Raw genomic sequence first — 25,583 nt, 5'->3', positions numbered from 1 at the left:
GGTCAAACCGCCTTTGCCAGAGCTTTGTTCGGGTTGAGCGTGGAATCGGCCATTCTGCACGAGTATGGCGACGCACCCTTCGTGTGCGACAGAGCGACGGCTACGTTGGCGTGGACGGCGGGGGGCGGCCGGCCCGGGCGATCCGGTGCCACACCACTGAGAGGTGTCCGTACATGCAGGTGAGCATCGACCAGGACCGCTGCTGCAGCTCCGGCCAGTGCGTCGTCACGGCGCCGGAGGTCTTCGAACAGGACGACCACGACGGCCTGGTGAGGCTCCGTCTGACCGTTCTGCCGCCGGCGCGGTTCGCCGATGTGCGGCTGGCCTCCGAGCTCTGCCCGGGCGGCGCGATCACCGTCGCCGAGGAGGCTCCGGAGAGAGACCGGGAGCAGACGGGCCCCGCGGCCGGTTAGGGCCCGCCGCCGGGCCGGTGCTCCCGCCCGCCCCGGGCCGCCCGCCGTCGTCCTTGAGCGTCCGTCCTCCTTGAGCGTCCGCCCTCCTTGAGCGTCCGTCGTCCTCCTTGACCACCCGCCGGGCCCGACCGGTCCGGCGCCCCCACCGGCCGCCGCCCACGGCGGTCTTCCCCACGTCACCCGGCATCCGGTTCCCGGCCGCCGGACGGGCCCGCGTGTCCACCCCCGGGGCCCGCCGCCCGTCCGCTGCCGCCCGCCCCTGCCGCCCATCGCTCCGCCACGCGAGGAGACCCCACCTTGACGAGCACGCCCACCGCCCCCGCCCCCGCTCCGCTGCTGCCCGCCCCGCACGACGGCGTCTGCCCGTTCAGCCCGCCCCCCGTCTACACCGAGGCCGCCCGCGCGGGCACCGTCACCCGCGCCGCGCTGCTGGACGGCTCCTCCTGCTGGCTGGTGACCGGCTACCACGAGGTCCGCTCGCTGCTCTCCGACCGCCGTTTCAGCGCGGACGTCCGCCGTCCGGAGTTCCCGTCCTTCACCCCCGGCCGGCGGGCGATCCTCGCCGCCAACCCCAACTTCCTGCGCCTCGACGACCCCGAGCACTCCCGGCTGCGCCGCATGGTCACCGGGGACTTCCTGGTCAAGCGGGTCGAGGCGATGCGCCCCGAGGTCCAGCAGATCGTCGACGAGGCCCTCGACAGCATGACCGCTTCCGGTGCCCCCGCCGACCTGGTCGGCGACTTCGCGCTGCCGGTGCCCTCCCTGGTGATCTGCCTGCTGCTGGGCGTCCCGTACGAGGACCGGCAGATGTTCCAGGAGCTCAGCCGCGTCCTGGTCAGCACCACGGTGGAGGAGGCCGAGGTGCGCCGGGCCCAGACCGAGCTGCTCGACTACCTCGGCGGCCTCGCCGCGCAGAAGCGGCGCCGCCCCGGCGACGACATCCTCAGCCGGCTCGCCGCCCGCGACGACCTCAGCCTCCGCGAGATCGCCGCCACCGGCATGCTGCTGCTGGTCGCCGGCCACGAGACCACCGCCAACATGATCGGGCTCTCCACCCTCCTGCTGCTGCGCCACCCCGGGCAGGCCGCGCGGCTGACCGACCCGGCGGCCGTCCCCGGCGCGGTCGAGGAGCTGCTGCGCCACCTCACCATCATCCACATGGGGCTGCCCCGACTGGCGCTGGAGGACGTCGAGCTGGGCGGCGTCCGGATCCGGGCCGGCGACGGGGTGGTCGCGATGCTCTCCACCGCCAACCGGGACGAGGAGCTCTTCGGCGCCCCCGGCCACCTCCCCGCCGACGAGCTGGACGTGGACCGGGACGCCCGGCGCCACCTCGCGTTCGGCTTCGGCGTGCACCAGTGCCTGGGCCAGCCGCTGGCCCGGGCGGAGCTCCAGATCGCCCTCGCCACGCTCTTCCACCGGCTGCCCGGGCTGCGGCTCGCCGTGCCGGAGAGCGAGCTCACCTTCCGTTCGGACGCGTTCATCTACGGCCTGAAGGCGCTGCCGATCGCCTGGTGAGCCCCGCCACCGGAGCGGATCCACGCCCCGGAACGGGCATGACGCGGGCGCGGCCGGGCAGAAGGGGTGACGCGGGCACCCGTCCGGTCCGGCCGATCCGCTCGGCCGCGACCGCGGAGCCCGGTCGGCCCCGGCGCACGGGCTACCGGGCTCGGTTGGCCGCGGCGCGGGCACCGAGGCAGGCTGGAGGGGCGAAGCAGGAGCCCGGCCCGGCGGCCGGCCCGCACCACGGCAGGCTGTGGTGCTCTCGGGCGACCCCGGCCGGCCGAGGAGACGGAGCCCGCGATGACCGATATGAGCGCACGGTCCGAGGTGAGCGTCGATCGGGAGGAGGACATCCGCGCGGCCGACCCCGAGGAGGGCATCACCTCGATGCAGAACCAGCACGCGCAGGACACCTCGCAGGCGGAGGGCGCACCTCCGGAGGAGCCCGAGGCGTACAGCTGACCTTCCAGGACGAAGGATCTCCACGAGGCCGCCCGCCGGACGGGCGGCCTCCGCGACCGCGGGTGTCGCTGCCCGCTCGGCGGCGGCCCGGCGGGGAAGGATGGGCGCATGAGCGAGCAGCAGCAGAGCGCATCGGCGGCGCAGGGCGAACGGCCGACCGGGAGGCCCGGGGACCCGCGGGCGTCCTGGGCCACCTGGACCACTCAGTCGATCATCAGCGGACCGGGCGGAGTCACCACCGCCGAGGTCGGCCCGATCTCCGGCGACCTCACCGTGCACACCACGTGGGTGGACGGCGAGGCCCGACTGACCGTGCAGTACACCGGGGCGCTGGACTGGTACACCGTGGCCGGCAGCCCCGTGCCGGCGACGGACGAGATCACGGCGCGGGCGATCCACCAGGCCATGGTCAACACCGTGAAGACCGGGCGCGGGGCCTCCGCCCCGCAGGCGCCCGGCGTCTGAGGCGCACACGGGGGTGGCCCCGCTCCCGGGTGCCCGGGAGCGGGGCCACCCCCGTGGGGCGTTCCCCGAGGCGAGTCGCTCAGGGCCGCGGCTCGCCCCGCTCGCCCTTCAGCGGCGGGGCCGCGGCGGCCCAGTACGCGCGGTCCGCCGTGCTCCGCCGGTGCCTGAGGTCCTCCCGGACCTCCTTGGCGAGCTTGCGGGTGTCACGCCGGTTGACGGTGGCGCCGATGCCTGCCCCCACCAGCAGGGGGATCAGCGAGGGCAGGCGGCGCAGCGTACTGCGGGTGAGCCGTTTGCGGACCTGCTGACGGACCTCGGAGCCGAGCGCCATCGCGGCGAACCCGGCCGGCTTCACCAGCAGCGTCGCGTCGATGCCCCGGCGGTTGGCCCAGGCCGCCACGTAGGCGGAGGCCCGCTGGGTGGCCGTGCCCTGGGCCGCGAGGCCGTACACCTCGTGCAGTTCGGCGATCAGCTTGATCTCGACGGCCGCCACGGCGAGCGTCTCGGCGGCGATCTCCAGCGCCATCGCCGGCGGCACGGGCAGCATCGCCGCGGCCCCGACGCCCGCGCCGAGCGCGCCGGAGGCGCGGCTGGCGCCGCTGACCAGCAGGTCGGCCAGCCGCTCGGGGTCGGCCGCGTCCGGGTGCTGGGCGCGCAGAGTGGTCAGGCTCCGGACCGGGATGCGCGGCGCGGCCTGCATCAGCTGGTCGGCGAGGGCCCGGCCGCCGTAGGCGGCACCCTTCGCGGCGGCCAGGCCGCCGCTGCCGAGCCGCCGGGAGACGGACCCGAGCAGGGCCGTGGCCCGGCGCTTGTCGCGCTCCGCGCGGTACTCGGCGAGCTGCCCGGCGGGCCCGCCCTCGACACCGGGGGCGGGCCGTTCCAGTTGTTCGACGAGGTCCGCCAGTTCCTCGGCGACCTGTTCGGGGGCGGGCTCCGGCTGCCGGGAGCGTCCCGGTCTCCTGAAGATTGCCATGCTCTGCGGTTACCCGGTGAACCGCGGAGGTACGCGCTATTCGGTGATCTCCACCCCGCGCCAGAAGGCCACCCTGCCGCGGACGTGCTCGGCGTCCGGCAGCGGGTCGCGGTAGTACCAGGCCGCGTCGGGGTTGAGCTGGCCGCCGATGTCCAGCGTGTAGTACTCGGCGGTGCCCTTCCAGCCGCAGACGGTGGTGGTGTCGGACGGGCGCAGGTACTCCGCGCGCACGGATTCGGCCGGGAAGTAGTGGTTGCCCTCGACCACGGTGGTGTCGTCGCTCTCGGCGACGACCGTGCCCTGCCAACTCGCTGTAGTCATGAGCCGATTCTGCCCGAGGCCGCGAGGGGACAACCGGCCGGGCGTGACCCGGCCCGCCGCCGGCGCGGTCCGGTGGGGCGCGCCGGCGGCGGAGGGCTGCCCGCTACGGCAGTGGTTCGGCGTGCACCGGGAAGTGCGGGGACTGGTGCCCCCCGCTGGCGAGCATCCGGACCTCGCCCGAGTCGCTGATCTCGGCCCGGACGATGCCGGTGGCGTCCTCGTAGACGGGGTGGCCGCCGGGACCGGTCGTACTGGTGCGGGAGACCACGACGACGTCCTGCGGGGCCTGGGTGCCGGGCGTGCCCGGGAAAGTCAGTACGTAACGGTTCGCGGGGTTCATCGCCGATCTCCTCGGTCCACCTGGTCCCAGCTGTCCCTGGTGCCCATGCTGCCCCTACAGGTCTGCGCCGGGCTGGCCGGCGGCTTCCCGCCGTCGGATCAGGCGGCGGCCCCCGTGGTCCGGGCGGGAGCGCCGCGGACCTCCAACTCGTCGAGCAATCGGGCGGTGGCCTCGGCGACGGCTTCCACGGCGCGGTCGAAGGCCTCCTGGTTGTGCGCCGCCGGGGCGCGGAACCCCGACACCTTCCGCACGTACTGGAGGGCGGCCGCGTGGAAGTCCTCATCGGAGGCGTCCGGCGTCACGGGCGGTCTCAACGTCTTGATACTGCGGCACATGACCCCAGTCTCGCGCGCGGGGGCGCCGCTGGCGACCCCCATGTGTCACCGGTCGGCCATGGGCGGCACCTGGTGGGGTCATCCGATCGGATTAGGATTTCGCCCAGACGAATTGCCCGTCATCCCCGCGCCGCTCCCCCACCCCGCTCCCCCCGCTCCCCCACCGGGTCGCCCCGCCCGGTCACCTGTCTGCACCGGCCCGACGACCGTGCCGGACCCCCTGCCCGGCTCCCGCCCGGGCGTCACCCCGGAGTCCCTCTTGCCACTCGCGCTGGTCGCCCTGGCCGTCACCGCGTTCGCCATCGGCACCACCGAATTCGCCGCCATGGGGTTGCTGCCCCAGGTCGCCGAGAACCTCCACGTCTCCATCCCCCAGGCGGGGTGGCTGATCTCCGCCTACGCCATCGGCGTGGTGATCGGCGCACCGCTGCTCACCGCGCTCGCCGCCGGACGGCCTCGCAAGCCCGTGCTGGTCGCCCTGGCCGGCCTCTTCGCGACCGGCAACCTGCTCTGCGCGATCGCGCCCGACTTCTGGTCGCTGGCGGCGGCCCGGTTGATCACCGGGCTGCCGCACGGGGCGTTCTTCGGCGCCGGGGCGGTCGCGGCCGCCGAGCTGGTCGCCCCGCACCGGCGGGCCCGGGCGGTCGCCGTGATGTTCTCGGGCCTGACCGTCGCCAACATCATCGGGGTCCCGGCCGCGACCCTGCTCGGCCAGCACCTCGGCTGGCGGGCCACCATGCTGGTGGTGGTCGCGATCGGCGCGCTCGGCACCGTCGCCATCGCGCGGCTGGTGCCCCAGCTGCCCACGCCCGCGCAGTCCGGCCTCCGGCACGAGCTGGGGGCGTTCCGCAGCGGACAGCTCTGGCTGGCCCTCGGCACGGTGGTGTTCGGCTGCGGGGGATTCTTCGCCTGCTACAGCTACATCACCCCCCTGCTCACCGAGGTCTCCGGCTACGCCACCGGATCGGTGACGCTGGTGCTGGCGCTGTTCGGGGTGGGCATGACGATCGGCAACGTGCTGGGCGGCATCGCCGCCGACCGCGCGCTGCGGCCGACCGTCTGCGCCGCCTTCCTGCTGCTCGCCGCCACCCTGGCGCTCTTCGGGGTGACCGCCCGCACCGAGTGGTCGGCCGCCCTGACGGTGGTGCTGGTCGGGCTCTTCGGCTTCGCGATCGTCCCGGCCGTGCAGACCCTGGTGCTGCAGAAGGCCCGCAACGCCCCGACCCTCGCCTCGGCGACCGTGCAGGGCGCGTTCAACCTGGCCAACGCCCAGGGCGCGTACTTCGGCGGCCTGGCCCTGGACGCCGGGCTCGGCTGGACGTCGCCGACCCTGGTCGGCTCGGGCCTCGCCGCCTCGGGTGCGGTGATCGCGGTGATCGCCTGGGCCGCCGACCGCCGTCGCCCCGGGACGGCCGCCCCGGTACCGGTCCCGGCCCTCGGTCACCCCCTGCCCACCGCCGAGGCAGGCGCCCGCACCTGACCGGCCGGGCGGGGCGCGCCGGGCGGGGGCGCGCCGGGCGGGGCGCCCCCGCCCCGTTCGACCGCCTACGCCGTCCGACGCTCCACCGGCTCGATCTTCCGGTGGGCGTCGGCCAGGAGGCGGTAGCCCTCGCCGTTGAAGGTGACGCCCGCCCGCTCCTCCTCGGTCAGCTCGCGCCGGATCCTGGCCGGCACCCCGGCGACCAGGGAGCCCGCCGGCACCTCCATGCCCTGCGGGACCACGGCCCCGGCCGCGACCAGCGAACCGGCCCCGATCCGGGCGCCGTTCAGCACCGTGGAGTTCATCCCGACCAGCACGTCGTCCTCGATCACGCAGCCGTGCAGGACGGCGTTGTGGCCGACCGAGATCCGCTCGCCGATCACCAGCGGGAAGCCCAGGTCCGCGTGCAGCGTGCAGTTGTCCTGGATGTTGCTGCCCGCGCCGACCGTGATCGCCTCGGCGTCGCCGCGGATCACCGCGCCGTACCAGACGCTCGCCCCGGCGCCGACCGTGACCGACCCGACCACGACCGCGTTGGGTGCGACGAAGGCGGTCGGGTCGATGTCGGGCACCCGGCCCCCGACTGCGGCGATCAGCGGCTCTGCCATGTCTCGTCCTCCTGGCGACAATCGACCGTCATGTGCCGGTCATGATGGCACCCCGGTCGTGGACCGCCCCCAGCACCCCGGTGATCGCGCCGGGGACGTCACCGGACCACGCCGGTGGCCGCGACGGTGCCGGTCGCCGTGGGCGGGGTGGGCGGGGTGGCCGGGTGGGTGTCGCAGAGGCCGGTGGCGACCAGGGCTTCGACGGTGGCGTTGGCCGCCGGGAGGTCGGAAAGGTCGTACGGGTTGACGGAGGCCGTGAACTGTCGCCGGCCGTCCGAGGCCCCGTACATCAGGGTGGTGTAGCCCGGGATTCCGCCGCTGTGGCCCCAGTACTCGCCGCAGGCCGTCGACGTCCGCTGGAGGCCGAGGCCGTACTCGGCGGGACCGCTCTGCGGGGTGGTCCGCTTCATCTCGGCGAGTTGGGCCGGGGCGAGCAGCCGCCCGCCGAGCAGGGCGGAGACGAACCGGGCGAGGTCGGTGGTGGTGGAGATCCCGGCCCCCGACGCACCGGCCATGCTCGGGTCGAGCAGGGTGACGTCGGCCGGTCCGGAGGCGAGCTTGTAGTAGCCGTGGGCGTGCGGGCCGGGGACGAAGGGCGAGTTGAGCGGCATCGAGGTACCGGTCAGGCCGAGCGGGCGGATGATCCGGCGCTGGACCTCGTCGGCCCAGCCGCGGCCGGTGAGGCGCTCGATCAGCATCCCGATCACCACGTAGTTGGTGTTGGAGTAGTGCCAGCCCTGCCCGGGGGCGAAGTACGGGGGGTGCTGGGCGGCGAGGCCGACGAGCTCCCCCGGCGCGTACGGGCGCCAGCGGCCGACGTCGAGCCACTGCTGCAGGGCGGCGGGGTCCTCGTCGAAGGAGAAGGACGGGTCCTCGGTGTAGTTGAACAGGCCGCTGGTGTGGTTCAGCAGTTGGCGGACGGTGATCTGCCCGCCGTTCGGCACCACGCCGGGCAGGCGGCTCTCCACCGGGTCGTCCAGGCCGACCCGGTGCTCCGCCACGAGCTGCAGGACCACCGTCGCCACGAAGGTCTTGGTGACGCTGCCGATCCGGAACCGGCCGTCGGCGGTGGCCGGGGCGCCGGTGGCGAAGTCGGCCGTACCGGCCGCGCCCTTCCAGACCGTGCGCCCGCGCTCGGCGACCAGCCCCAGTGCGGCGGAGGCGCCGCCCTGGGCCACCGGCCCGCGCACGGCCGCGTCCAGCGCCGCCCGGTCGACCCGGTCGGCGCCGCCGTCGGCCACCGGCCGGCCGGACCCGGGCGCGGCGCCCTGGGCACCCGCGACGGGGGCGAGGGCACCCACCAGACCGGCTCCGGCCAGCGCGACCGCCATCGCCCGTACGGCCAGCCCCCGCCGTCGCCGCCCCCGGTCCCGCCCGCCTTCGGGGCCCGTCCACTCCGCCCGGCCCGCCCGATCCCTCGTCGTTCCCGTCATGCCGCCGCCCTCCGGTGTCCGAACGGGCGGACCTTCCACAACATCCGCCCCGGTCCTGTCGACTGACACTCTGACAGCGCGGGGAGACGTACACGTCCGACCCAGGTCCCGAGCCTCTCCACCGCTGGTCCGATCTTCCGTCGGCGTGTCGCTCCACCCACCGGCGGAACCGGACCCCGACGGACTGAGGGGCACCCCTCCACCCCAGGGCGGAGGGGTGCCCCCGGGCCCGTCAGGGTCAGGCCAGGGGGGCCTTGACCCGGAGGACCTCGATGAAGGCGCGGATCCAGGCGGGGTGGTCGGGCCAGGCGCGGGCCGAGACGACCACGCCGTCGACGACCGCCTCGCCGTCGACGTACTCGGCGCCCGCGGCGGCCACGTCGGGCTCCAGGGCCGGGTAGGCGGCGCTGCGGCGGCCGGAGAGCACGCCGGCGGCCGCCGTGATCAGCGGGCCGTGGCAGATCTGCGCCACCGGCTTGTCGGCGTCGAAGAAGTGCCGGACGATCCGCTGCACGTCGGCGTTGTTCCGCAGGTACTCGGGGGCACGGCCGCCGGGGATGACCAGGGCGACGTACTCGGCCGGGTCCACGTCCGCGACGGCGAGGTCGGCGGGCCAGGTGTAGCCGGGCTTCTCCGTGTAGGTGTCGTAGCCGTCGACGAAGTCGTGGACCACGAACTGGAGCCGCTTCTTCGTCGGCGCCGCGATGTCGACCTCGTAGCCCTCCTCCAGCAGCCGCTGGTAGGGGTAGAACACCTCCAGCGACTCCGCGGCATCACCGGTGACGAGCAGGACCTTCGATGTCATTGCCGACATCCCTCCATGTGATCAGTCGTCAGACATGGTGCTGGCCCGCGCCGGTGGCGGCCGGGGTGGGCCGGGAACAACCTCCCGCACCCGGCCGCGCCGACGCAACGGGGCACACCGCTCGCACACCCGGCGCGTGATGCGTGGCACGCGCCATGGGCGAGCCGTGTGCGCCGTCGCCAGGGCCTACGCGCCCCTTCCCGGGCGGCCCCTAGACTCCCTGGTGCCCAGGTCAGCCCCCGAAGGGAGTCCGCACGATGTCGGACCGCACCAGCTACCTCGTCCTGCCCGGCTACCAGGGTTCCGGGCCCGCCCACTGGCAGACCCGGTGGGAGGAGGCCGACCCGGCGGCCTTCCGGCGCGTCCAGCAGGAGGACTGGGACTTCCCGGAGCCGGACGCCTGGGTGGCCGCCCTCGATGCCGCGATCGCCACCGCGGCGGCCGACGGGCCGGTGGTCCTGGTGGCACACAGCCTCGGGTGCGTCGCGGTGGCCCGCTGGGCGGCCTCGGCCGCCGCCGGACGGACCGCCGCCGTCCGGGGTGCGTTGCTGGTCGCACCCGCCGACATCGACAACGCCGACGTCCCGGCGCTCGCGGGCTTCCGCCCGGTGACCCTGGAGCGCCTGCCCTTCCCCTCGCTGGTGGTCTCCAGCACCGACGACCCCTGGGTCACGCCGGAGCGTGCCCGCGCCTTCGCCGAGGCGTGGGGCGCCCGGTACGTGGAGCCCGGCGCCCACGGACATCTCAACGCCGACTCCGGGCTCGGTGACTGGCCGGACGGCCGGAAGCTGCTCGCCGAGCTCTGAACAAGGACTGAGGGGCGGGAGGCGAGGGGAGCCGGGCGCTCCCCCCACCGTTCTGGGATAGGACCGTGATCACCCTCCGGAGCAGAATCGGGGGCACACCGACTCCTCTGGAAGGACACTCAGTTGATGAACCGCCTGTCCCGCCCGCTCGCAGTCGCCGCGCTCGCCGTCGCCGCCGTTCTGGCCGGCGGGGCCGGGGCCGCCCAGGCCGCCGGCGTCGACCTCTCGGCCCACGGTCCGCTGACGGTGGCCGACCAGCCCAACAGCCAGCTGTCCGCCGCCAACCGGTGTGATGTCGAGTACACCGTCGCGTACTACAGCTACCGCACCCAGGGCTACCTGGAACTGGAGTCGATGCTGCACGCGGAGAAGTCCTACGCCCTCTGCCAGGTCAACGGCTGACCCGGCCCCCGCTCCGTCCGAGGCGCACCCGGCCCGCACCGGGTGCGCCTCGGGTGCGTTCCTGACGGGTGCACGGCGGATCTTCGCCCGCAGTTCGCCCGAACGCCACCCGGCCGGGCGCCGCTGCTCCTAGTCTGCGGGCGACGACCATCAGCGTCCCGCCCCCAGCGCGAGCCAGGAGCCTCCATGACGAACCGTCCGCTCGACGGCAGCAGCTCGACAGATTCCTCCGCACCCGGCACGGCCTCCTCGCGCCGCCGGTTCCTGCGTGCGACCGGCGCCGCCGGCCTCGGTGCGGCCGCGTTCGCGGCGACCGCGGGCGAGGCGTTCGCGGCCCCGGCCGACGAGCAGCCGGACGCCGCCGAGGGGCGCGCGGACGCCGGGGCGGCGGCCGGCACCCGCTCCCCGGTCCGCACCGGTACCGGACTGGACCGGCTGCCGCACCCGCTGGTCATCGGCCACCGCGGCGCGCCCGGCTACCGCCCCGAGGAGACCCTCGGCTCCTACGAGCTCGCCCTGGAGCTCGGTGCGGACGTCATCGAGCCGGACCTCGTCCCCACCAAGGACGGCCACCTGGTGATCCGGCACGAGAACAACATCGTGGAGACGACGGACGTCGCCGACCACCCCGAGTTCGCGGGCCGGAAGACCACCAAGACCATCGACGGCCTGCCGCAGACCGGCTGGTTCACCGAGGACTTCACGCTCGCCGAGCTGCGCACCCTGCGCGCCAAGGAGCGCCTCCCGCAGCAGCGCCAGCGCAACACCCTGTACGACGGCCGGTGGCCGGTGCTCACCTTCCGCGAGCTGGCGGACTTCGCCAGGAAGCGCGGACGCGAGCTCGGCCGCGAGGTCTGGCTCTACCCGGAGACCAAGCACCCGAGCTACTTCCGCTCGATCGGTCTGCCCCTGGAGGAGCGGCTCGCCGACGAGCTGCGCCGCGCGGGCCTGGCCGGCCGGCGCGGGCGGGCGATCCTGCAGTCCTTCGAGCCGAGCAGCCTGCAGCGGCTGGCCAAGCTGGTCGACAACCCGCGGATCCAGCTGCTGGGCGCCGCGGCCACCCAGCCGTACGACTTCGTGCTGTCCGGGGACCGGCGCACGGTGGCCGACCTGGTGACCCCGGCGGGGCTGCGCTGGATGGCCGGCTTCGCCCACGGCATCGGCCCGACCACCCAGCTGATCGCACCGGTGGACGAGAGCGGCAAGCTCCTGCCGCCGACCACGCTGGTCCGCGACGCGCACGCGGCCAACCTGCTGCTGCACCCGTACACCGTCCGCAACGAGAACGCCTTCCTCCCGCTGGACTACCGCCGCGGCACCGACCCGAACGCCTACGGCGACGCCATCGGGTGGGCGCGCCACCTCTACGAGCTGGGCGTGGACGGCTTCTTCACCGACCAGACCGACACCAGCGTGCTGGCCCGGCAGGACTTCTGGGCCGCGAACGGCGTCCACTGACCGACCGCCCCCGAACCCGGCGGTGCCCCGGACCGTAGGGCGGTCCGGGGCACCGCCGTCGGCCGGTCCGGTCAGCCGTCGTTCTGCGAGCCGTCCGGCCGGTCGCCGTCGCCCCGGCCGGTCTGCTCGGTGTGCTGCTCGGCGGGCTGGGTCGGCTGGGTCGAGCGCGGCCGCCCCGGGTCCGCCGTCCGCCCCGGGTCCGCCGTCCGGCCGCCGGGCGCCCCCGCACCGGTCGGGGCGGTGCCCGGCGAGGCCGTGCCGGAGCCGCTCGGGCTCCCGCTCGGGTTCGGATCACGCTTGGGCGGGTCCGGGATGTACACGGTGTCGAAGGTGTCCCGCGGCATGCCCTTCAGCGCCTGGTTCATCGCCAGCTGCCAGATCGGGCCCGGGCCGGTGGCTCCGAAGATCTCCTGGTAGTACTTGCCCCCGATCCGGATGTTCTTCATCGGCACGCCCTTGGCCGGGCCGCCGAGCCAGACCGAGGCCGCCAGGTTGGCGGTGTAGCCGCTGAACCAGGCCGACTTCTTCTCGTCGGTGGTACCGGTCTTGCCCGCGATCTGCCGGTCGCCGTCCAGCCCGAGCTCGCGCGCGGTGCCCTTCTCCGTCACCCCGAGCAGCACGGTGTTGATGACGTCGGCGGTGTCCTCGGACATCACCCGCTCGCACTTGGCGGGGACGACCGGGACGTCCTTGCCGTCCACCGTGGTGATCCGGTTGATCGCGAGCGGCGCGCAGTAGGTGCCCTCGGCGGCGAAGGTCGCGTAGACGTTGGCCATCACCAGCGGGCTCACCTCCTGGGTGCCGAGCCCCAGCGCGGGCAGTTCCTGGAGCGGATCGCCGCTGGCCTTGGTCGCCACGCCCAGCTTGTTGGCCATCTGCTTGACCGCGCAGAGGCCGATCTCCTGCTCCATCTGGACGAAGTAGGTGTTGACCGAGAGCGCCATCGCCTGCTTCAGGTCGTACGGGCCGGACTCCTTCTCGGACTCGTTGGGGATCGATCCGCCCTTCTTGCCCTTCTCCAGGTTCTTCCAGGTGCCGTCGCAGGTCTTCATCGTCGGCCAGTCCATCCGGTTCGGCGCCGGGTAGATCTGGGTGGCCGGCAGGCCGGCCTCCAGCGCCGCGGCGGCGACGATCGGCTTGAAGTTGGAGCCCGGCTGGAAGCCGTTGCCGCCGCCCATCCCCGCGTCCGCGTTGTAGTTGACGACGGTCTGGTTCTTGTCCGGGTCCAGGCCGTAGGGGCGGGTCTGGGCCATCGCCAGGATCTTGCCGCTGCCCGGTTCGACCATGGTGATCGCCGCCGAGACCGGGTCCGTCACGTAGACCTTCTTGGTGACGGCGTTCTGGGCGGCGGCCTGCTTGTCCGGGTCGAGGGTGGTGAAGATGTTCAGGCCGCCCTGGTCCCACAGCTTCTTGCGCTCGGCGGCGCTCTTGCCGAACACCGGGTCCTGCTTGACCACGTGCCGGACGTAGTCGCAGAAGAAGCCCATCCCGGCGTTGGCGGTGATGCAGCCGTTCTGCGGGTCCTTGTACTTCAGCCCCAGCGGGGTCGCCTTGGCGTCCCGGGCCTGCGCGGCGGTGAGGTGCTTGTTCTCCACCATCTTGTCGATGACGGTGTCGCGGCGCTTCTGGGCGGCGACGGGGTGCAGCTTGGGGTCGTACTGGGACGGGTTCTGCACCAGACCCGCGAGCATCGCGGCCTCGGGGACGGTGAGGTCCTTGGCGTCCTTGCTGAAGTACCGCTGCGAGGCCGCCTGGATGCCGTACGCCTGGTGGCCGTAGAAAGTGATGTTCAGGTAGTTGGTGAGGATCTGGTCCTTGGTCAGGTCCTCCTCCAGCTTGATGGCGTACTTGAGTTCCTGGATCTTGCGGCCGAGGGTCTTGCGCTGGGCCTCCAGGACGGCGGCCTGGTCGTCGCCGGCCTTCTCGACGTTGACGTTCTTCACGTACTGCTGGGTCAGCGTCGAGGCGCCCTGGACGGTGGTGCCGCTCTCGGCGTTCTTGGTGGCGGCCCGGAGCACACCCTTGAGGTCGACCGCGCCGTGCTCGTAGAAGCGCGCGTCCTCGATGTCCACCTGGGCCTGCCGTATCAGCGGTGACATCTGGTCGGCGGGTATGACGGTGCGGTCGCGCTCGTACACCTTGGCGATCAGGCCGCCCTTCGCGTCGAAGATCTGCGAAGCCTGGCTGAGCGGCGGGGTCTTGAAGTCGTCCGGGATGCTGTCGAAGTTGTCCGCGGTGTTCTTGGCGGTCAGCCCGAGCGCGCCGGCCGCCGGCAGGGCCACGCCCGCCAGCAGGACGCCGGCCAGCGTGCTGTAGCCGAGGAACTTCACCGCGTGACCCGCCATGGCGAGCGGACTCTCGCGGCGCCGGGTGCGCGGGACCCAGGTGTCGCCCGGGTCGGGGGAGGAGATACGGCGACTCTTCCGTGACATAGGCGGAACACTACGTCCACGAAAACCCTGCATGGGACGGGTGTTGGCCAAGCTTTGTCACAAATCGGCGACAGATTCACCCCGGCGGGGCCGGTCGGCCACCCGGCCCCGCCGGCGCCCCGAAGCCCGAAGGACCATTCGTCCACGGTGATTCCGTCTCGCCGGCCGCACCCGGGGCCCGGAACCGGACCCGGACACACCCGCCGGCTCCGCCCCTCAGTCGCCGCGGCGCTTCTTCCGCAGGCCGAACACGGCCCCCACCACGGCGAGGAGGAACAGGACGCCGAGCGTCCGGTCCGACGGCCCCTCGGACGAGGACGACGAGGAGGACGAGGACGACGAGGACGACGAGGACGACGACCCGTCGGCCCCGCCCGCGGCCGCCGACCCGGACGGCGGCGCGGCCGCACCGGAGGAGGGCGCGGCCGAGGGCAGCGGCTGGACGGTGTCCGGGAGTTGGTCGTCGTCGAGCGGCGAGCGCCAGACCGGACTGTCCTTGCCCTCGGTGCCGTAGAGCAGCGCCCGGCCGTCCACCGTGAAGGTGACCGACTCGCCCTGGCGCTGGAAGGGCGTGGAGAGCGGGCCGAGCTTGACGGGCGCGCCGTCCTTCCAGCGGTAGAGGGTGGCGTCGAAGTAGCCGCGCAGGACGAGCCGGGTGCCGTCCGGGGAGAACGCCCCGTCGGTGATCCAGGGGACGTCGACCATCCTCCGGAAGGTGTTCACCCCGGCGGTGGAGAGCTTCTCCGGCCCCTGGTAGAGGCCGCCGCCGCCCTGCTTCTTGCTGGCGATGTAGGCCCGGCCGGTGACCGGATGGACCATCAGCGCCTCGGCGTCGCGCGGGCCGTCCTCGTAGCGCACCCGGTAGCGGACCGTCTCCACGGTCTGGTCGCGCAGTTCGGCGGGCTCGGCGAAGGCGTAGATCCAGACCTCGGGCCACTTGCCGCCGAGGTTGTCGCCGATGTCCCCGACGTAGATCCGGCCGTCCGGGCCGATCGAGATCGCCTCCACGTCGCGCGGCTCGATGCCGCGCAGCGTGACGGTGGCGACGGTGCGCCCCTGCGAGTCCACCGCGTAGACGTAGGGGCCGTCGTCGCTGTCGTTGTGCGTCCAGTAGACGCCGGGGTGGGCGTGGCTGGCGGCGAGGCCGCTGGACTCGGTGATGCGCGGGTCGGAGATGGTGAACGCCTGCCCGGGCCGGTCGGCCGCGCGGGCCGGCGGTGCGGCGACCACGGCGGTCCCGAGGGCGGCGGCGGTCGCCAGGGCGGTCGCGAGCAGCGCCGCCGCGGCGCGGGCCGCCCCCCGGCCCGGACCCCGCCGCGTTTTCGTTCGCGTCCTCAGCACCCGGCGATCCTCCCACGACAGTCGGGCCGGGCGCCTTCCCTTCTTTTCGTCATCTTGACGAGATCAGCCGCCGCCGAATATCGTCGGAGTGACGAAAAGGGGAAAGGAACCTCCCATGGCCGACATCACCAAGCGCTTTGGACTGCGCCACCTGCGCGCCGTCCCCACCGCCCACATCCGGCACCTGAACCGCGGCAAGGTCGTCCACGACGGCCCGGGCCTGGCGTTCTGGTTCCGGCCGCTCACCGCCGCCCTCTCCGAGGTGCCGGTGGACGACCGCGAGCTGGCCATGCTGTTCCACGCCCGGACCTCCGACTTCCAGGACGTCACCGTCCAGGCCACCCTCACCTACCGGATCACCGAACCCGCCGTCGCCGCCGCCCGCGTCGACTTCGGCCTCGACCCCGACAGCGGCGCCTGGCGCGCCGCCCCGCTCGACCAGCTCGCCACCCTGCTCACCGAGACCGCCCAGCAGCACGCGCTCGGCCTGCTCGCCCGCACCCCGCTCGCGGCCGCGCTGGCCGACGGCGTCAGCGCCGTCCGCGACCGGATGGCCGAGGGGCTCGCCGCCGAACCGCGGATCACCGAGACCGGGCTCGCCGTGATCGCCGTCCGGGTGGTCGCGCTGCGCCCCGAGCCCGAGGTGGAGCGCGCGCTGCGCACCCCCGCCCGTGAACTCGTCCAGCAGGAGGCCGACCGGGCCACCTTCGAACGGCGCGCGGTCGCCGTCGAGCACGAGCGCGGCATCGCCGAGAACGAGCTGGCCAACCGAATCGAACTGGCCCGGCGGGAGAAGCAGTTGCTGACCCAGCAGGGCGCGAACCGGCGCCTCCAGGCCGAGGACGAGGCGGTCGCCGACCGGGTCCGCGCCGAGGCCGAGGCGGAGCGCCGGACCAGGCTCGCCACCGCCGAGGCGGACGCCGCCCGGGCGCTGGGCGAGGCCCGGGCCGCCGCCGAGGCCGCCTGGCTCACCGCCCACCAGCAGGCCGACCCGGCCGTGCTGCGGGCACTCGCCCTGATGCGGCTGGCCGAGCACCTGCCCCGGATCGAGAACATGACCGTCACACCGGACCTGCTCACCGGGCTGCTCAGCCGGCTCTCCCAGAGCGCGAGCGACCAGTGACCCTCGCCCCCCGGGCCGTCCTGGTGCACCGCCGCACCGAGTACGAGGAGCTCCTGGCCCACCACGGCACACCCGGCCAGGCCTCGTTCTTCCTGGCCGCCCGCGGCCGGTCGATGGCCGAGACCGAGGAGCGCCACCGCCGGCAGGCCGACGCGCTCGCCCGGGCGGCGGCCGCGGTGCCGCTGGAGTGGCGGCGCAGCCGGGTCGAGCGGGCGGACCTGCCGCGCTTCCTGTTCGAGCCCGAGGACGTGGTGGTCGTGGTCGGCCAGGACGGGCTGGTCGCCAACGTCGCCAAGTACCTGGACGGCCAGCCGGTGATCGGCGTGGACGCCGACCCCGGCCGCAACCCCGGCGTCCTGGTCCGCCACCGCGCCGACGCGCTGCCCGCCCTGCTGCCGGCCGCCGTCGCCCGCTCGGGCGCCCGGCACCTGGAGGAGCGCACCATGGTCGAGGCGGTCGCGGACGACACCCAGCGGCTGCTGGCCCTCAACGAGGTGTACGTCGGACAGCCCGGGCACCAGACGGCGCGGTACCGGCTGGCGGTCGAGGGCGAGCCGGGCGAGGGCGGGCCGGACGGGGGCGGGGGCCGGGATACGACCGGCCGGAGTTCGAACCGGTCCGTCCCGTCGAGCACGGCCGACCGCCCGCGGTCCGCCCCGCCCGAGCCGCAGGCCTCCTCGGGCGTGCTGGTCGGCACCGGTACGGGCGCCACCGGCTGGTGCCGCTCCGCCTGGCTGGAGCGCGGCGGCCCGCTGATCCTGCCGGAGGCCGCCGCGCCCGCGCTGGCCTGGTTCGTCCGGGAGGCCTGGCCCTCCCCCGCCACCGGCACCAGCCGGGTGCACGGGGTGCTCGACGGCGGCCGGCAGCTGGTGCTGACCGTCGAGTCGGACCGGCTGGTCGCCTTCGGCGACGGCATCGAGACGGACGCGCTGGAGCTGACCTGGGGGCAGAGCATCCGGCTCGGTGTGGCCGCGACCCGCCTGCGGCTGCTCGGCTGAGCGGGGCGTGGCGACGACGGCCCCGGGAGGGCGCTACGGCAGGGTCAGGATGCGCGGTCCCTCCTCGGTGATCGCCACGGTGTGCTCGAAGTGCGCGGCCCGGCTGCCGTCGGTGGTCCGCAGGGTCCAGCCGTCCTCGTCGGTCAGGTAGTCGGACCGGCCGCCGCCGGTCAGCATCGGTTCGATGGCGAGCACCAGCCCCGGCTTGAGCGGGTAACCCCGGCCCGGGCGGCCCTCGTTGGGCACCGACGGCTCCTCGTGCATCCGGCGCCCGATGCCGTGCCCGCCGAACCCCTCCGGCACCCCCCGGCGGGCCCGCCGCGCGACCGCGGCGATCGCGTGCCCGATGTCACCGGTCCGGTTGCCGACCACGGCAGCGGCGATCCCGGCTTCGAGCGCCCGCCGGGTGGCGTCGATCAGCGCGGCGTCCTCCGCGCGGGGCGTCCCGACGACGAAGCTGACGGCGGCGTCGCCCGCCCAGCCGTTCAGCACCGCCCCGCAGTCGATGCTGACCAGGTCCCCGTCGCGCAGCCGGTAGCCGTTCGGGATGCCGTGCACCACGGCGTCGTTGACGGAGGCGCAGATCACCGCCGGGAACGGCACCGGCGCGAAGGACGGCCGGTACCCGAGGAACGGCGACACCGCGCCCGCCCCGCTCAGCACCCCGCGGGCCACCTCGTCCAGCTCCAGCAGGCTCACCCCCACCGCGGCCGCCCGCTCGACGGCGGCCAGCGCCTCGCCGACCACCCGCCCGGCCTCCCGCATCGCCGCCAGCGCCGTGTCGTTCTTGAGTTCCACCATGGCCGTGCCCTCCCGCATCTCTACCCAATTCTTATACCGGTATATCTATCACGGTCCAGTCGGGTCTAGGATCAGCGCATGGTGAGGACTCCGCTGACCCCCTGGGAACGCGAACGCGGCGAGCGCTTCGGCGCCCTGCTGCGCGCGGCCCGCGGCACGCGCAGCATGGTCGAGATCGCGGCGGTGGCGGGGATCTCCTCGGAGACCCTCCGCAAGATCGAGACCGGCCGTGCCCCCACGCCGGCCTTCTTCACGGTCGTGGCACTGGCCTACGCGCTCGACCTCTCCCTCGACGACCTGGCCGCCGCCTGCGCCCTCCCGCACGACGGCGAAGCCCTGTCCGCCTAGGACGGCACACCGGGCGGGGCCGGACGGACGTGAACGGCCGACCGGTAACCGGTCGGCCGTTCACGGGGGGCGAGCGTCAGGCGGGGCGGGTGTCAGGCGGGGCGGGTGTCAGGCGGGGCGGGTGTCAGGCGGGGCGGGTGTCAGGCCGTGATGCCGCCGTCGAGGACGAGGTCGGCGCCGACGGTGTAGGCGGACTCGGGCGAGGCGAGGTGGAGGACGGCGGCGGCGATCTCCTCGACGGCGCCGGCCCGGCCGACCGGGACGTCCGACTTCATCCGGTCCGCCTTGTCGGCGGCGCTCTCGCCCGGGCGGCTGGACATCGGGGTCTCCACCGGCCCGGGGCTGACCGAGTTGATCCGCACGCCCTCGGCTATGTGGTCGCGGGCCGCGCTGCGGGTCAGGGCGCTGACGGCGGCCTTGGTGACCGCGTAGGCGCCGAGGCCCGGGAGCCGCATGTGGACGCCGAGGTTGGAGGCGATGTTGACGATGGCCCCGCCGCCCTGGGTCCGCATGTGGGCGATCTCGTGCTTCATGGCGAGCCAGGTGCCGGTCAGATTGGTGTCGACGACCCGCTGCCAGTCCTCCTCGGCGAGGTCCGCGATCGGTGCCACCGCGCCCAGGATGCCGGCGTTGTTGACGGCGATGTCCAGGGCGCCGAGCCGGGCGACGGTCTCCCGGACGAGCCGGGCGGCGTCGGCGGCGTCCGCGACGTCGCCGACGAGGGCGACGGCCTTGCCGCCCTCCTCCTCGATCAGCCGGACGGTCTCGGCCAGCGGGCCCTCGGTGCGGCCGGCGACCGCGACGCGGGCCCCCTCCCGGGCGAACGCGAGGGCGATGCCCCGGCCGATGCCGGTGCCACCGCCGGTGACCAGGACGGACTTGTCGGCGAAGCGCGTGGTCATGCTGAGTACTCCTCGGTGTGGGTGAACGGGGGTCGTGCGGGTCGGGAGCGGGCCAGCAGGGTGACCGCCGCGGCGGTCAGCGCGAGGCCCGCGGCGGCCGCCGCGAAGGCGGCGGCGTAGCCGCCGACGGCGGTGGGACGGGTGGCGGCGAGCGCCATCAGGGCGGCGACGCCGGCGGTGGGGCCCAGCTCCATCGCGGTGTTCAGGACGCCCGCGGCGAGACCGGCGCGCCCGGGCCGGACGCCCCCGGTGGCGAGGACGGCCGAGCCGGCGAAGGCGGGTCCGGCCCCGGCGGGCAGCAGGAGCAGGCCGGGCAGCAGTCCGGTGGCGAAGGGAGTGGCGGGGCCGACGCCGGCCAGCAGCGCCAGGCCTCCGGCGGCCACCGCCAGGCCCCCGGCGGTGACGGCGGCCGGTCCGTGGCGGGCGATCAGCGGTCCGGCCAGCCGGCCGGCGGCCAGCAGGACCGCCGCGTACGGGAGGAAGGCCGCCGAGGTGGCCAGCACGCCCCAGCCGCGGACCTGTTGGAGGTAGAACGGGAGGATCAGGAAGACCAGCGCGGTGCCCGCGGCGGTCGCCATGACGGCGACCAGGGCGGCGGCCCGGCGGCGGTCGGCGAGGAAGCCGGGCGGCAGCAGCGGGTCGGCGGTGCGCCGTTCGGCGGCGGCGAAGGCGAGCAGCAGGGCGGCGCCGAGCACCAGCGGAAGGAGCACCACGGGTTCGCCCCAGGTGTGCTCCCCGGACCCGACCAGGCCGTAACTGACCGCGGAGACACCGGCGGTGGCGAGCGCCGCACCCCGCAGGTCGAGCGCCGGGGGTGCGCCGGGGGCCGGCTCGACAGCAGGGAGCAGGCGACCGGAGAGGGCGAGCCCGGCCAGCGCCACCAGGACCGGCACGGCGAACATCCAGCGCCAGGAGACCCAGGCGGTGACCACCCCGGAGAGCAGGCTGCCACCGGTGGCACCGAGCGCCGAGAGGCCGCCCCAGGTGGCCATCGCCCGGCCGTAGTCGGCGGACCGGGGGAAGAGCGACCGCACCACCGCGACCGCCGCCGGAGCGGCGAGCGCGGCGCCGACGCCCTGGGCGAAGCGCGTCACCAGCAGGACGGCGAAGGTGGGGGCGAGCGCGCCGGCCACCGAGGCGACGGCCAGCAGGACGAGGCTGACCCGCAGCATCCGGCGGCCGCCGTGCCGGTCGGCGAGCCTGCCGCCGAGCAGCAGCAGGGAGCTGAAGGAGAGTCCGTACGCGGCGCTGAGCAGCAGGATGCCGGACGGGCCGAGGCCGAACTCCCGGCCCACCAGGGGCAGCGGGACGGAGAGGATCATGATCGTGAAGATCAGCGTCGCCTGCACGGCACCGAGCAGGGCGAACCCCGACCGCGGTGACGCCGGCGACGGGGCCGACGGAGCCGGCCGCGAAGGCGCCCGCGCGGTGGTGCGGGCGGGCGCGGGCCGAGAAACCGGCGAGTCCACCCGTGCGGGTGTCGAAACCCCCTGTGCCATCGAATCCCCCTAGTTGATAATGACCGTTCGGTCCAGAATTTGGACAGCACAGTGCGCCGGTCGCGAGGCCGTCGGAAGCCCCCGGGCCGGGCCGTGGCGCCGGCCCGGGCGGCGCGCTCAGTCCAGCAGGCCGAGCGCCTGCTCGGCGGCGGCCCGCAGACGGGCCTCGCCGTCACCGGCCTTGCCGATCACCCGCATGCCCTGCATCAGCACCAGCAGCATCCGCGCCAGCGCCACGGGGTCGCGCCCCTCGGGCAGTTCCCGCTGCGCCTCGGCCCGGACCAGCGCGGCCGTGAGCACCGTCTCCAGGTGGTCGAGGCTGGCGGACACCCGCCGGGCCGCGTCCGGGTCGTGCGGAGCGAGCTCGACGGCGGTGTTGGTGACGAAACAGCCGCGCCTGGGGCCACCCGCGCCGTCCTCGCCGGCCTCCCGCGCGAAGCGCCGGACCAGGCCGCGGACGGCCGGCAGCACCGGGCCGGGCTGCGAGAGCTCGGCCAGCAGCACCGGATTGTGCTGCTCGCCGTAGCGCTCCAGCGCCCGCAGGTAGAGCTCGTGCTTACTGCCGAAGGTGGCGTAGATGCTGGCACGGGCGATCCCGAGCTCCTCGACCAGCTCCGCCATCGAGGTGGCCTCGTAGCCGCGCCGCCAGAACAGCTCCAGGGCCGCCTGGAGCGCCGCGTCGGGGTCGAATTCCTTGGTCCGTGCCATGTCTGAACCCTAGTCATATTCAGACCGATCGGTCAAGAAAGAAGAGAGCGACCGCCACGGCGAGTACCGGATACCGGGCGCACCGGGCCAAAGGGCGGGCCGACAGCGGACGGTTGACATGCGAACGACGGACGGTGAACAAATTCGAACACGGTGGACTTGACAGAGTGTTGTCAGGCGATTCCAGATAAGGCTACCCTTACCGCCGCCCGTCCCCCACCCCCTCCCCCCAGGAGACGTCCATGCCGGCTACTCCCCAGCAAGCGGTCGACACCGTCCGCCCCCTCGTCCTGACGGTCTTTCGCGTCGTCGTCGGGCTGCTCTTCGCCTGCCACGGCGCCGCCTCGCTCTTCGGCGTCTTCGGCGGCGCCAAGGGCGGCGGCTCCGTCCCGGTCGGCCAGTGGCCCGGCTGGTGGGCCGCACTGATCCAGCTCGTCGGCGGTGTCCTGGTCCTGGCCGGACTCGGCACCCGGACCGCCGCCCTGCTCTGCTCCGGCTCGATGGCCTACGCGTACTTCACCGTCCACCAGGAGCACGCCCTGCTGCCGCTGCAGAACGGCGGCGAGGCCTCGGTGCTGTTCTGCTGGGCGTTCCTCGCGATAGCCGCGCTCGGCTCCGGACCGTTCGCGGTGGACCGGCTGCTCCCCCGGTGGACGGCCGACCGGGCCTACGGCTCCGCGCCGGCGGAGCAGAGCACCCAGCCCACCGCGGCACGCTGACCGAAGCCCGGCCCGCCGGCCCGCTCGGGTCGGCGGGCCGGGCCTCACCGCAGGGCCGGCCGGGGCTCACCCCTCGGCGAGGTGGCGTTCCACCGAGGCCACCTTGGCGGTGAGCCCGTCCGTGACCCCGGCCCGGTCGTCGATCTTGATGACGGTGCTGACCCGACCGCTGTAGGCCTTCACGGCCTCGATCGCCGCCCGGATCACCGGCATCACCTCGTCCCACTCCCCCTCGACGCTGGTGAACATCGCGTCCGTGCGGTTCGGCAGCCCGCTCGCGCGGACCACCCGGACGGCGGCGGCGACCGCCTCCCCCACCTCCTCGCCGACCCCCAGCGGGGTGACCGAAAACGCTGCGATCACGGCTCTGCTCCTCCTCCGGCTCGGCGCTGTCCCGGAGCCCGGTCCGTCGGGCGCCCCGGCGCCGCGACCAGGCTAGCCGCCCGGCCCGGCCGGACCGGCCGACCACCCGGCACCCTGCCGAGCCGGTCTGCCCGGCAGGTCGGACGTCCCGTCAGGCCGGACGCCCCGTCAGGCCACCGTCGGCAGCGGCGGTTCGACCGCCAGCGGCGCGGAGCTGCGGGCCCGGTGCTGCTCGGCCCAGGTGGTGAGCGCCACCGTGCAGGCGTGGTCCAGGTGGCGCAGCCCCGACCAGTCCAGCTCGACCGGGCGGTCCGCCGGCAGCCGCTCCAGGGCGTCCAGCAGCCGGGGCAGCCGCAGGAAGGTCGCGTTGCCGCTCAGGCGGACCCGCAGCGGTGCCCAGGTGAGCGCCGGGCCGACGGCCCCGCCGGCGGCGGCAACGGGCTCCGGGGCCTCCGGGGGCGGCAGTTCCTCCACCGCGATCTGCAGGTGCGAGGTCTGCCAGGCCGACTTGACCACGGCCAGGCCGATCCCGATCAGCACGCCCTCGAACAGGTCGGTGGTGATGATCGAGACCGCCGTCACCGCGAGCACCACCGCCTCGCCGCGGTGTTCGCGGCAGAGCCCGACGATCCGCCGGACCGGGACGAGCTTGGCGCCCGCGTGAACCAGCACGGCGGCCAGCGCGGTGAGCGGGACCAGGCCGAGTACCCCCGGCAGCAGCGCGGTGAACAGCAGCAGCCAGAGCCCGTGCAGGACGCGGGAGGCCTTGGTGCGGGCGCCGGCCTGGACGTTCGTCGCGCTGCGGACGATCACCGCCGTCATCGGGAGCGCCCCGAGCAGGCCGCAGAGCGTGTTGCCGACGCCCTGCGCGGTCAGCTCACGGTCGTAGTCGGTCCGCGGGCCGTGGTGCATCCGGTCCACCGCGGCGGCACTGAACAGCGTCTCGGCCGAGGCGATCAGGGTGAAGGCGAGGACGGTACCGACGCCCGCCATGCTCGCCAGCCCGCCCAACGCGTCGCGCTCCGGCAGCCGGACCACGTCCAGCAGGCCGGAGACCCGGATCCGGGCGACCGGCAGGTCGGCGGAGGCCGTGACGGCGGCCGCGAGGCCGACGGCGGCGAGCGGTGCGGGCACCGTCCGGGCCACCCGGGCGGGCAGGTACTTCCAGAAGGCCAGCACCAGCAGGGTGGCGACGCCGAGGGCGACCGCGGTCGGCGTCGCCACACCGGTGACGGCGTCGCGCAGCAGTGCCGGCAGGCCGGCGATCTTCTCGGGCCCGGTCGAGGGCGCCCTGCGGTCGGCGAGCGCGTAGAGCTGGCCGAACAGCAGGGTCAGGCCGATGCCCGCCAGCATGCCGTGGACCACGGACGCGGACATCGCACGGAACCAGCGGCCCAGCCGCAGGGCGCCCATGGCCAGTTGGAGCAGGCCGGTGGCGAGCACCAGGAGGCCCAGCGCGCCGGCGCCGTACTCCTGCACGGCCTCGTAGACCAGGACGGTGAGCCCGGCGGCCGGGCCGCTGACCTGGAGGCTGCTGCCCGGCAGCGCACCGACCACCAGGCCGCCGACGATCCCGGTGACCAGGCCGAGCTCGGCGGGCACCCCGGAGGCGACGGCCACGCCGACGCAGAGCGGCAGGGCGACCAGGAAGACCACCAGGGAGGCCGGCAGGTCGAAGCGCCAGGGCACGGCGCGCACGGCACGGACGGGACCGCGACGGGCCCGGCCCGGCGGGGCGCCCTCGCCGGAACGGCCCGGCGGACTCCCGGACCGGCCGGACGAGGCGCTCATCGGGTCACCGCCGCGGCGGTGCCGGGGCGGACGAGGGGACAGCAGTCGGGTCGGAGCACGGGTACGTTCCTTCCGCGCACCCGCCGACGGGCGGACGCGCTGCTGGGTGCGTCCGGACGGGCGGACGCCGGGGCGGGTGGGCCGGGCGGGCGGTCGGACGCCGGAGCGGGCGGACCTGGCGGGCGGACGGCGAGGACGGACCTGACGGACCTGGCGGAAGTGGCGGACCTGGCGGACCTGGCGGGCGAACGGGTCGCGCGCCGGTGGACGCACACCGCGTCGGCGTACCGGGCGCGACCTCGGCGGGGCACCCGGCGGCCTCCACGGCGCGTACGGCGCGGGCGGCGTCGGTACGGGCGGCCGTCCGGGCGGGCCGGGCGGCCGTGGCGGGCGGCGGCGATGGGTGTCGGGGCGGAGCGGGTGCGGTCAGGGGGCGGTGCCTCGGTCGGCTGCGCGCGGACCGGGCGGGCCCGGTCCGGGAACGGGACCCGCCGGCCGGAGCTCCCCCGCTCCCCGGTCGATCCCAAATCCCCCTGCCGCGGCCCGAGTTGAACATGGCAACCATGACGGGTCCGGCGTGCCACCGACGGTACCCAGAGCCCCGCGCGGGGCCGACCTCGCCCACCGAATCTTCACACGAGCCGCACACCGGCGCCGCTTTCCGCGCCGACTCGGAGCTCCGGCCGGGTACACGCGTTCGGCCCGTGGACTGGCACACGGACGAGACCGGCGCCGGAAGCGCGCGCTTTGCGCG

Annotated in this window: 28 protein-coding genes; 13 read left to right on the top strand and 15 right to left on the bottom strand. The window is 74.7% G+C overall.

Translation table 11 applies throughout. From position 1 onward, the window contains the following. Window positions 1-173 precede the first annotated feature (173 nt). The 4 genes from ACIF6L_RS19400 to ACIF6L_RS19385 all read left to right on the top strand — a co-directional run bounded on the left by ACIF6L_RS19400 (window position 174) and on the right by ACIF6L_RS19385 (window position 2,843). Entirely contained in the window at window positions 174-413 is a 240-nt protein-coding gene (locus ACIF6L_RS19400; RefSeq protein ID WP_352291960.1) for a ferredoxin, read from the top strand. A gap of 297 nt (window positions 414-710) precedes the next feature. Then, window positions 711-1,931 (top strand): cytochrome P450, encoded by a 1,221-nt coding sequence (locus ACIF6L_RS19395; RefSeq protein ID WP_396486363.1) that lies wholly within the window; start codon window positions 711-713, stop codon window positions 1,929-1,931. A 285-nt stretch (window positions 1,932-2,216) separates the two neighbouring features. Beyond that, the gene (locus ACIF6L_RS19390) at window positions 2,217-2,378 is read left to right on the top strand and encodes a hypothetical protein (protein WP_329485968.1); all 162 of its coding nucleotides are present in this window, start codon (window positions 2,217-2,219) and stop codon (window positions 2,376-2,378) included. A 108-nt stretch (window positions 2,379-2,486) separates the two neighbouring features. Further along, complete coding sequence (locus ACIF6L_RS19385; protein WP_396486364.1) at window positions 2,487-2,843, top strand: hypothetical protein; 357 nt, start codon at window positions 2,487-2,489, stop codon at window positions 2,841-2,843. A gap of 79 nt (window positions 2,844-2,922) precedes the next feature. Here ACIF6L_RS19385 and ACIF6L_RS19380 read toward each other — a convergent pair whose 3' ends face one another. The 4 genes from ACIF6L_RS19380 to ACIF6L_RS19365 all read right to left on the bottom strand — a co-directional run bounded on the left by ACIF6L_RS19380 (window position 2,923) and on the right by ACIF6L_RS19365 (window position 4,812). Continuing rightward, window positions 2,923-3,816 (bottom strand): hypothetical protein, encoded by an 894-nt coding sequence (locus ACIF6L_RS19380; RefSeq protein WP_396486365.1) that lies wholly within the window; start codon window positions 3,814-3,816, stop codon window positions 2,923-2,925. A 36-nt stretch (window positions 3,817-3,852) separates the two neighbouring features. Then, window positions 3,853-4,137 carry a DUF427 domain-containing protein gene (locus ACIF6L_RS19375; protein ID WP_359809900.1) on the bottom strand — a complete coding sequence of 95 codons (285 nt, stop codon included), beginning with the start codon at window positions 4,135-4,137 and terminating at the stop codon, window positions 3,853-3,855. A gap of 103 nt (window positions 4,138-4,240) precedes the next feature. After that, complete coding sequence (locus tag ACIF6L_RS19370) at window positions 4,241-4,477, bottom strand: DUF6296 family protein (RefSeq protein ID WP_329485972.1); 237 nt, start codon at window positions 4,475-4,477, stop codon at window positions 4,241-4,243. A 98-nt stretch (window positions 4,478-4,575) separates the two neighbouring features. Further along, a complete protein-coding gene (locus tag ACIF6L_RS19365) occupies window positions 4,576-4,812 on the bottom strand; it encodes a DUF2277 domain-containing protein (protein WP_329485973.1) in 237 nt (78 codons plus the stop codon). 259 nt (window positions 4,813-5,071) lie between these two features. On the opposite strand from ACIF6L_RS19365, the gene ACIF6L_RS19360 reads away from it, so the two are divergent. Continuing rightward, the gene (locus tag ACIF6L_RS19360) at window positions 5,072-6,292 is read left to right on the top strand and encodes an MFS transporter (protein WP_396486366.1); all 1,221 of its coding nucleotides are present in this window, start codon (window positions 5,072-5,074) and stop codon (window positions 6,290-6,292) included. Window positions 6,293-6,357: 65 nt separating this feature from the next. On the opposite strand, the gene ACIF6L_RS19355 is transcribed toward ACIF6L_RS19360, so the two are convergent. The 3 genes from ACIF6L_RS19355 to ACIF6L_RS19345 form a co-directional block, all read right to left on the bottom strand. Continuing rightward, window positions 6,358-6,900, bottom strand: coding sequence for a gamma carbonic anhydrase family protein (locus ACIF6L_RS19355; protein WP_359809896.1), 543 nt, complete (start codon window positions 6,898-6,900; stop codon window positions 6,358-6,360). 98 nt (window positions 6,901-6,998) lie between these two features. Continuing rightward, entirely contained in the window at window positions 6,999-8,231 is a 1,233-nt protein-coding gene (locus ACIF6L_RS19350) for a serine hydrolase domain-containing protein (RefSeq protein ID WP_396486367.1), read from the bottom strand. Between the two features lie 340 nt (window positions 8,232-8,571). Further along, window positions 8,572-9,138, bottom strand: coding sequence for a DJ-1/PfpI family protein (locus ACIF6L_RS19345; protein ID WP_329485978.1), 567 nt, complete (start codon window positions 9,136-9,138; stop codon window positions 8,572-8,574). Window positions 9,139-9,395: 257 nt separating this feature from the next. Between ACIF6L_RS19345 and ACIF6L_RS19340 the strand changes: the two genes are divergently transcribed. From ACIF6L_RS19340 to ACIF6L_RS19330, 3 genes are all read left to right on the top strand, one after another. Beyond that, window positions 9,396-9,944 (top strand): alpha/beta fold hydrolase, encoded by a 549-nt coding sequence (locus tag ACIF6L_RS19340; protein ID WP_359839195.1) that lies wholly within the window; start codon window positions 9,396-9,398, stop codon window positions 9,942-9,944. Between the two features lie 126 nt (window positions 9,945-10,070). Further along, window positions 10,071-10,346, top strand: coding sequence for a hypothetical protein (locus ACIF6L_RS19335; protein ID WP_396486368.1), 276 nt, complete (start codon window positions 10,071-10,073; stop codon window positions 10,344-10,346). A gap of 186 nt (window positions 10,347-10,532) precedes the next feature. Further along, the gene (locus ACIF6L_RS19330) at window positions 10,533-11,804 is read left to right on the top strand and encodes a glycerophosphodiester phosphodiesterase (protein ID WP_359809881.1); all 1,272 of its coding nucleotides are present in this window, start codon (window positions 10,533-10,535) and stop codon (window positions 11,802-11,804) included. 71 nt (window positions 11,805-11,875) lie between these two features. Here the strand turns inward: ACIF6L_RS19330 and ACIF6L_RS19325 are convergent, their stop codons facing one another. Further along, entirely contained in the window at window positions 11,876-14,149 is a 2,274-nt protein-coding gene (locus ACIF6L_RS19325) for a transglycosylase domain-containing protein (RefSeq protein ID WP_396486735.1), read from the bottom strand. A gap of 303 nt (window positions 14,150-14,452) precedes the next feature. Next, window positions 14,453-15,577, bottom strand: a complete 1,125-nt coding sequence (locus tag ACIF6L_RS19320) for a hypothetical protein (RefSeq protein ID WP_396486369.1) — start codon at window positions 15,575-15,577, stop codon at window positions 14,453-14,455. Window positions 15,578-15,692: 115 nt separating this feature from the next. Between ACIF6L_RS19320 and ACIF6L_RS19315 the strand changes: the two genes are divergently transcribed. Together ACIF6L_RS19315 and ACIF6L_RS19310 are read left to right on the top strand one after the other, a co-directional pair. Next, window positions 15,693-16,700, top strand: coding sequence for an SPFH domain-containing protein (locus tag ACIF6L_RS19315; RefSeq protein ID WP_396486370.1), 1,008 nt, complete (start codon window positions 15,693-15,695; stop codon window positions 16,698-16,700). Then, window positions 16,697-17,698, top strand: coding sequence for a hypothetical protein (locus tag ACIF6L_RS19310; protein ID WP_396486371.1), 1,002 nt, complete (start codon window positions 16,697-16,699; stop codon window positions 17,696-17,698). Before ACIF6L_RS19315 ends, ACIF6L_RS19310 begins: the two co-directional genes overlap by 4 nt. Window positions 17,699-17,731: 33 nt before the next feature. On the opposite strand, the gene map is transcribed toward ACIF6L_RS19310, so the two are convergent. Next, the gene (gene map / locus ACIF6L_RS19305; protein WP_396486372.1) at window positions 17,732-18,499 is read right to left on the bottom strand and encodes a type I methionyl aminopeptidase; all 768 of its coding nucleotides are present in this window, start codon (window positions 18,497-18,499) and stop codon (window positions 17,732-17,734) included. A 78-nt stretch (window positions 18,500-18,577) separates the two neighbouring features. Here map and ACIF6L_RS19300 point away from each other — a divergent pair, with 78 nt between their 5' ends. After that, window positions 18,578-18,847, top strand: a complete 270-nt coding sequence (locus ACIF6L_RS19300) for a helix-turn-helix transcriptional regulator (protein ID WP_352295350.1) — start codon at window positions 18,578-18,580, stop codon at window positions 18,845-18,847. A 140-nt stretch (window positions 18,848-18,987) separates the two neighbouring features. Here the strand turns inward: ACIF6L_RS19300 and ACIF6L_RS19295 are convergent, their stop codons facing one another. Beyond that, entirely contained in the window at window positions 18,988-19,749 is a 762-nt protein-coding gene (locus ACIF6L_RS19295) for a glucose 1-dehydrogenase (RefSeq protein WP_352295348.1), read from the bottom strand. Then, on the bottom strand, window positions 19,746-21,071 hold the full coding sequence (locus ACIF6L_RS19290; protein ID WP_396486373.1) for an MFS transporter: 1,326 nt from the start codon (window positions 21,069-21,071) through the stop codon (window positions 19,746-19,748). The genes ACIF6L_RS19295 and ACIF6L_RS19290 overlap by 4 nt, the downstream gene beginning before the upstream one ends. On the opposite strand from ACIF6L_RS19290, the gene ACIF6L_RS19285 reads away from it, so the two are divergent. Next, the gene (locus ACIF6L_RS19285) at window positions 21,070-21,261 is read left to right on the top strand and encodes a hypothetical protein (RefSeq protein ID WP_359809873.1); all 192 of its coding nucleotides are present in this window, start codon (window positions 21,070-21,072) and stop codon (window positions 21,259-21,261) included. The two genes, ACIF6L_RS19290 and ACIF6L_RS19285, sit on opposite strands and share 2 nt — an antisense overlap. A gap of 104 nt (window positions 21,262-21,365) precedes the next feature. Here the strand turns inward: ACIF6L_RS19285 and ACIF6L_RS19280 are convergent, their stop codons facing one another. Continuing rightward, complete coding sequence (locus ACIF6L_RS19280; RefSeq protein WP_352295342.1) at window positions 21,366-21,956, bottom strand: helix-turn-helix domain-containing protein; 591 nt, start codon at window positions 21,954-21,956, stop codon at window positions 21,366-21,368. A 242-nt stretch (window positions 21,957-22,198) separates the two neighbouring features. On the opposite strand from ACIF6L_RS19280, the gene ACIF6L_RS19275 reads away from it, so the two are divergent. Beyond that, window positions 22,199-22,675: a DoxX family protein gene (locus ACIF6L_RS19275; RefSeq protein WP_352295340.1), complete on the top strand. Its 477-nt coding sequence runs from the start codon at window positions 22,199-22,201 to the stop codon at window positions 22,673-22,675. Window positions 22,676-22,741: 66 nt separating this feature from the next. On the opposite strand, the gene ACIF6L_RS19270 is transcribed toward ACIF6L_RS19275, so the two are convergent. Continuing rightward, window positions 22,742-23,038 (bottom strand): MTH1187 family thiamine-binding protein, encoded by a 297-nt coding sequence (locus ACIF6L_RS19270; RefSeq protein WP_329485991.1) that lies wholly within the window; start codon window positions 23,036-23,038, stop codon window positions 22,742-22,744. 168 nt (window positions 23,039-23,206) lie between these two features. Further along, complete coding sequence (locus ACIF6L_RS19265) at window positions 23,207-24,829, bottom strand: SulP family inorganic anion transporter (protein WP_396486374.1); 1,623 nt, start codon at window positions 24,827-24,829, stop codon at window positions 23,207-23,209. Window positions 24,830-25,583 lie beyond the last annotated feature (754 nt).

Origin of the sequence: Kitasatospora sp. NPDC086009, assembly GCF_044540385.1 — a bacterium.
Taxonomy (GTDB): Bacteria; Actinomycetota; Actinomycetes; order Streptomycetales; family Streptomycetaceae; genus Kitasatospora.
This window is presented reverse-complemented; position numbering and strand designations above follow the sequence as displayed.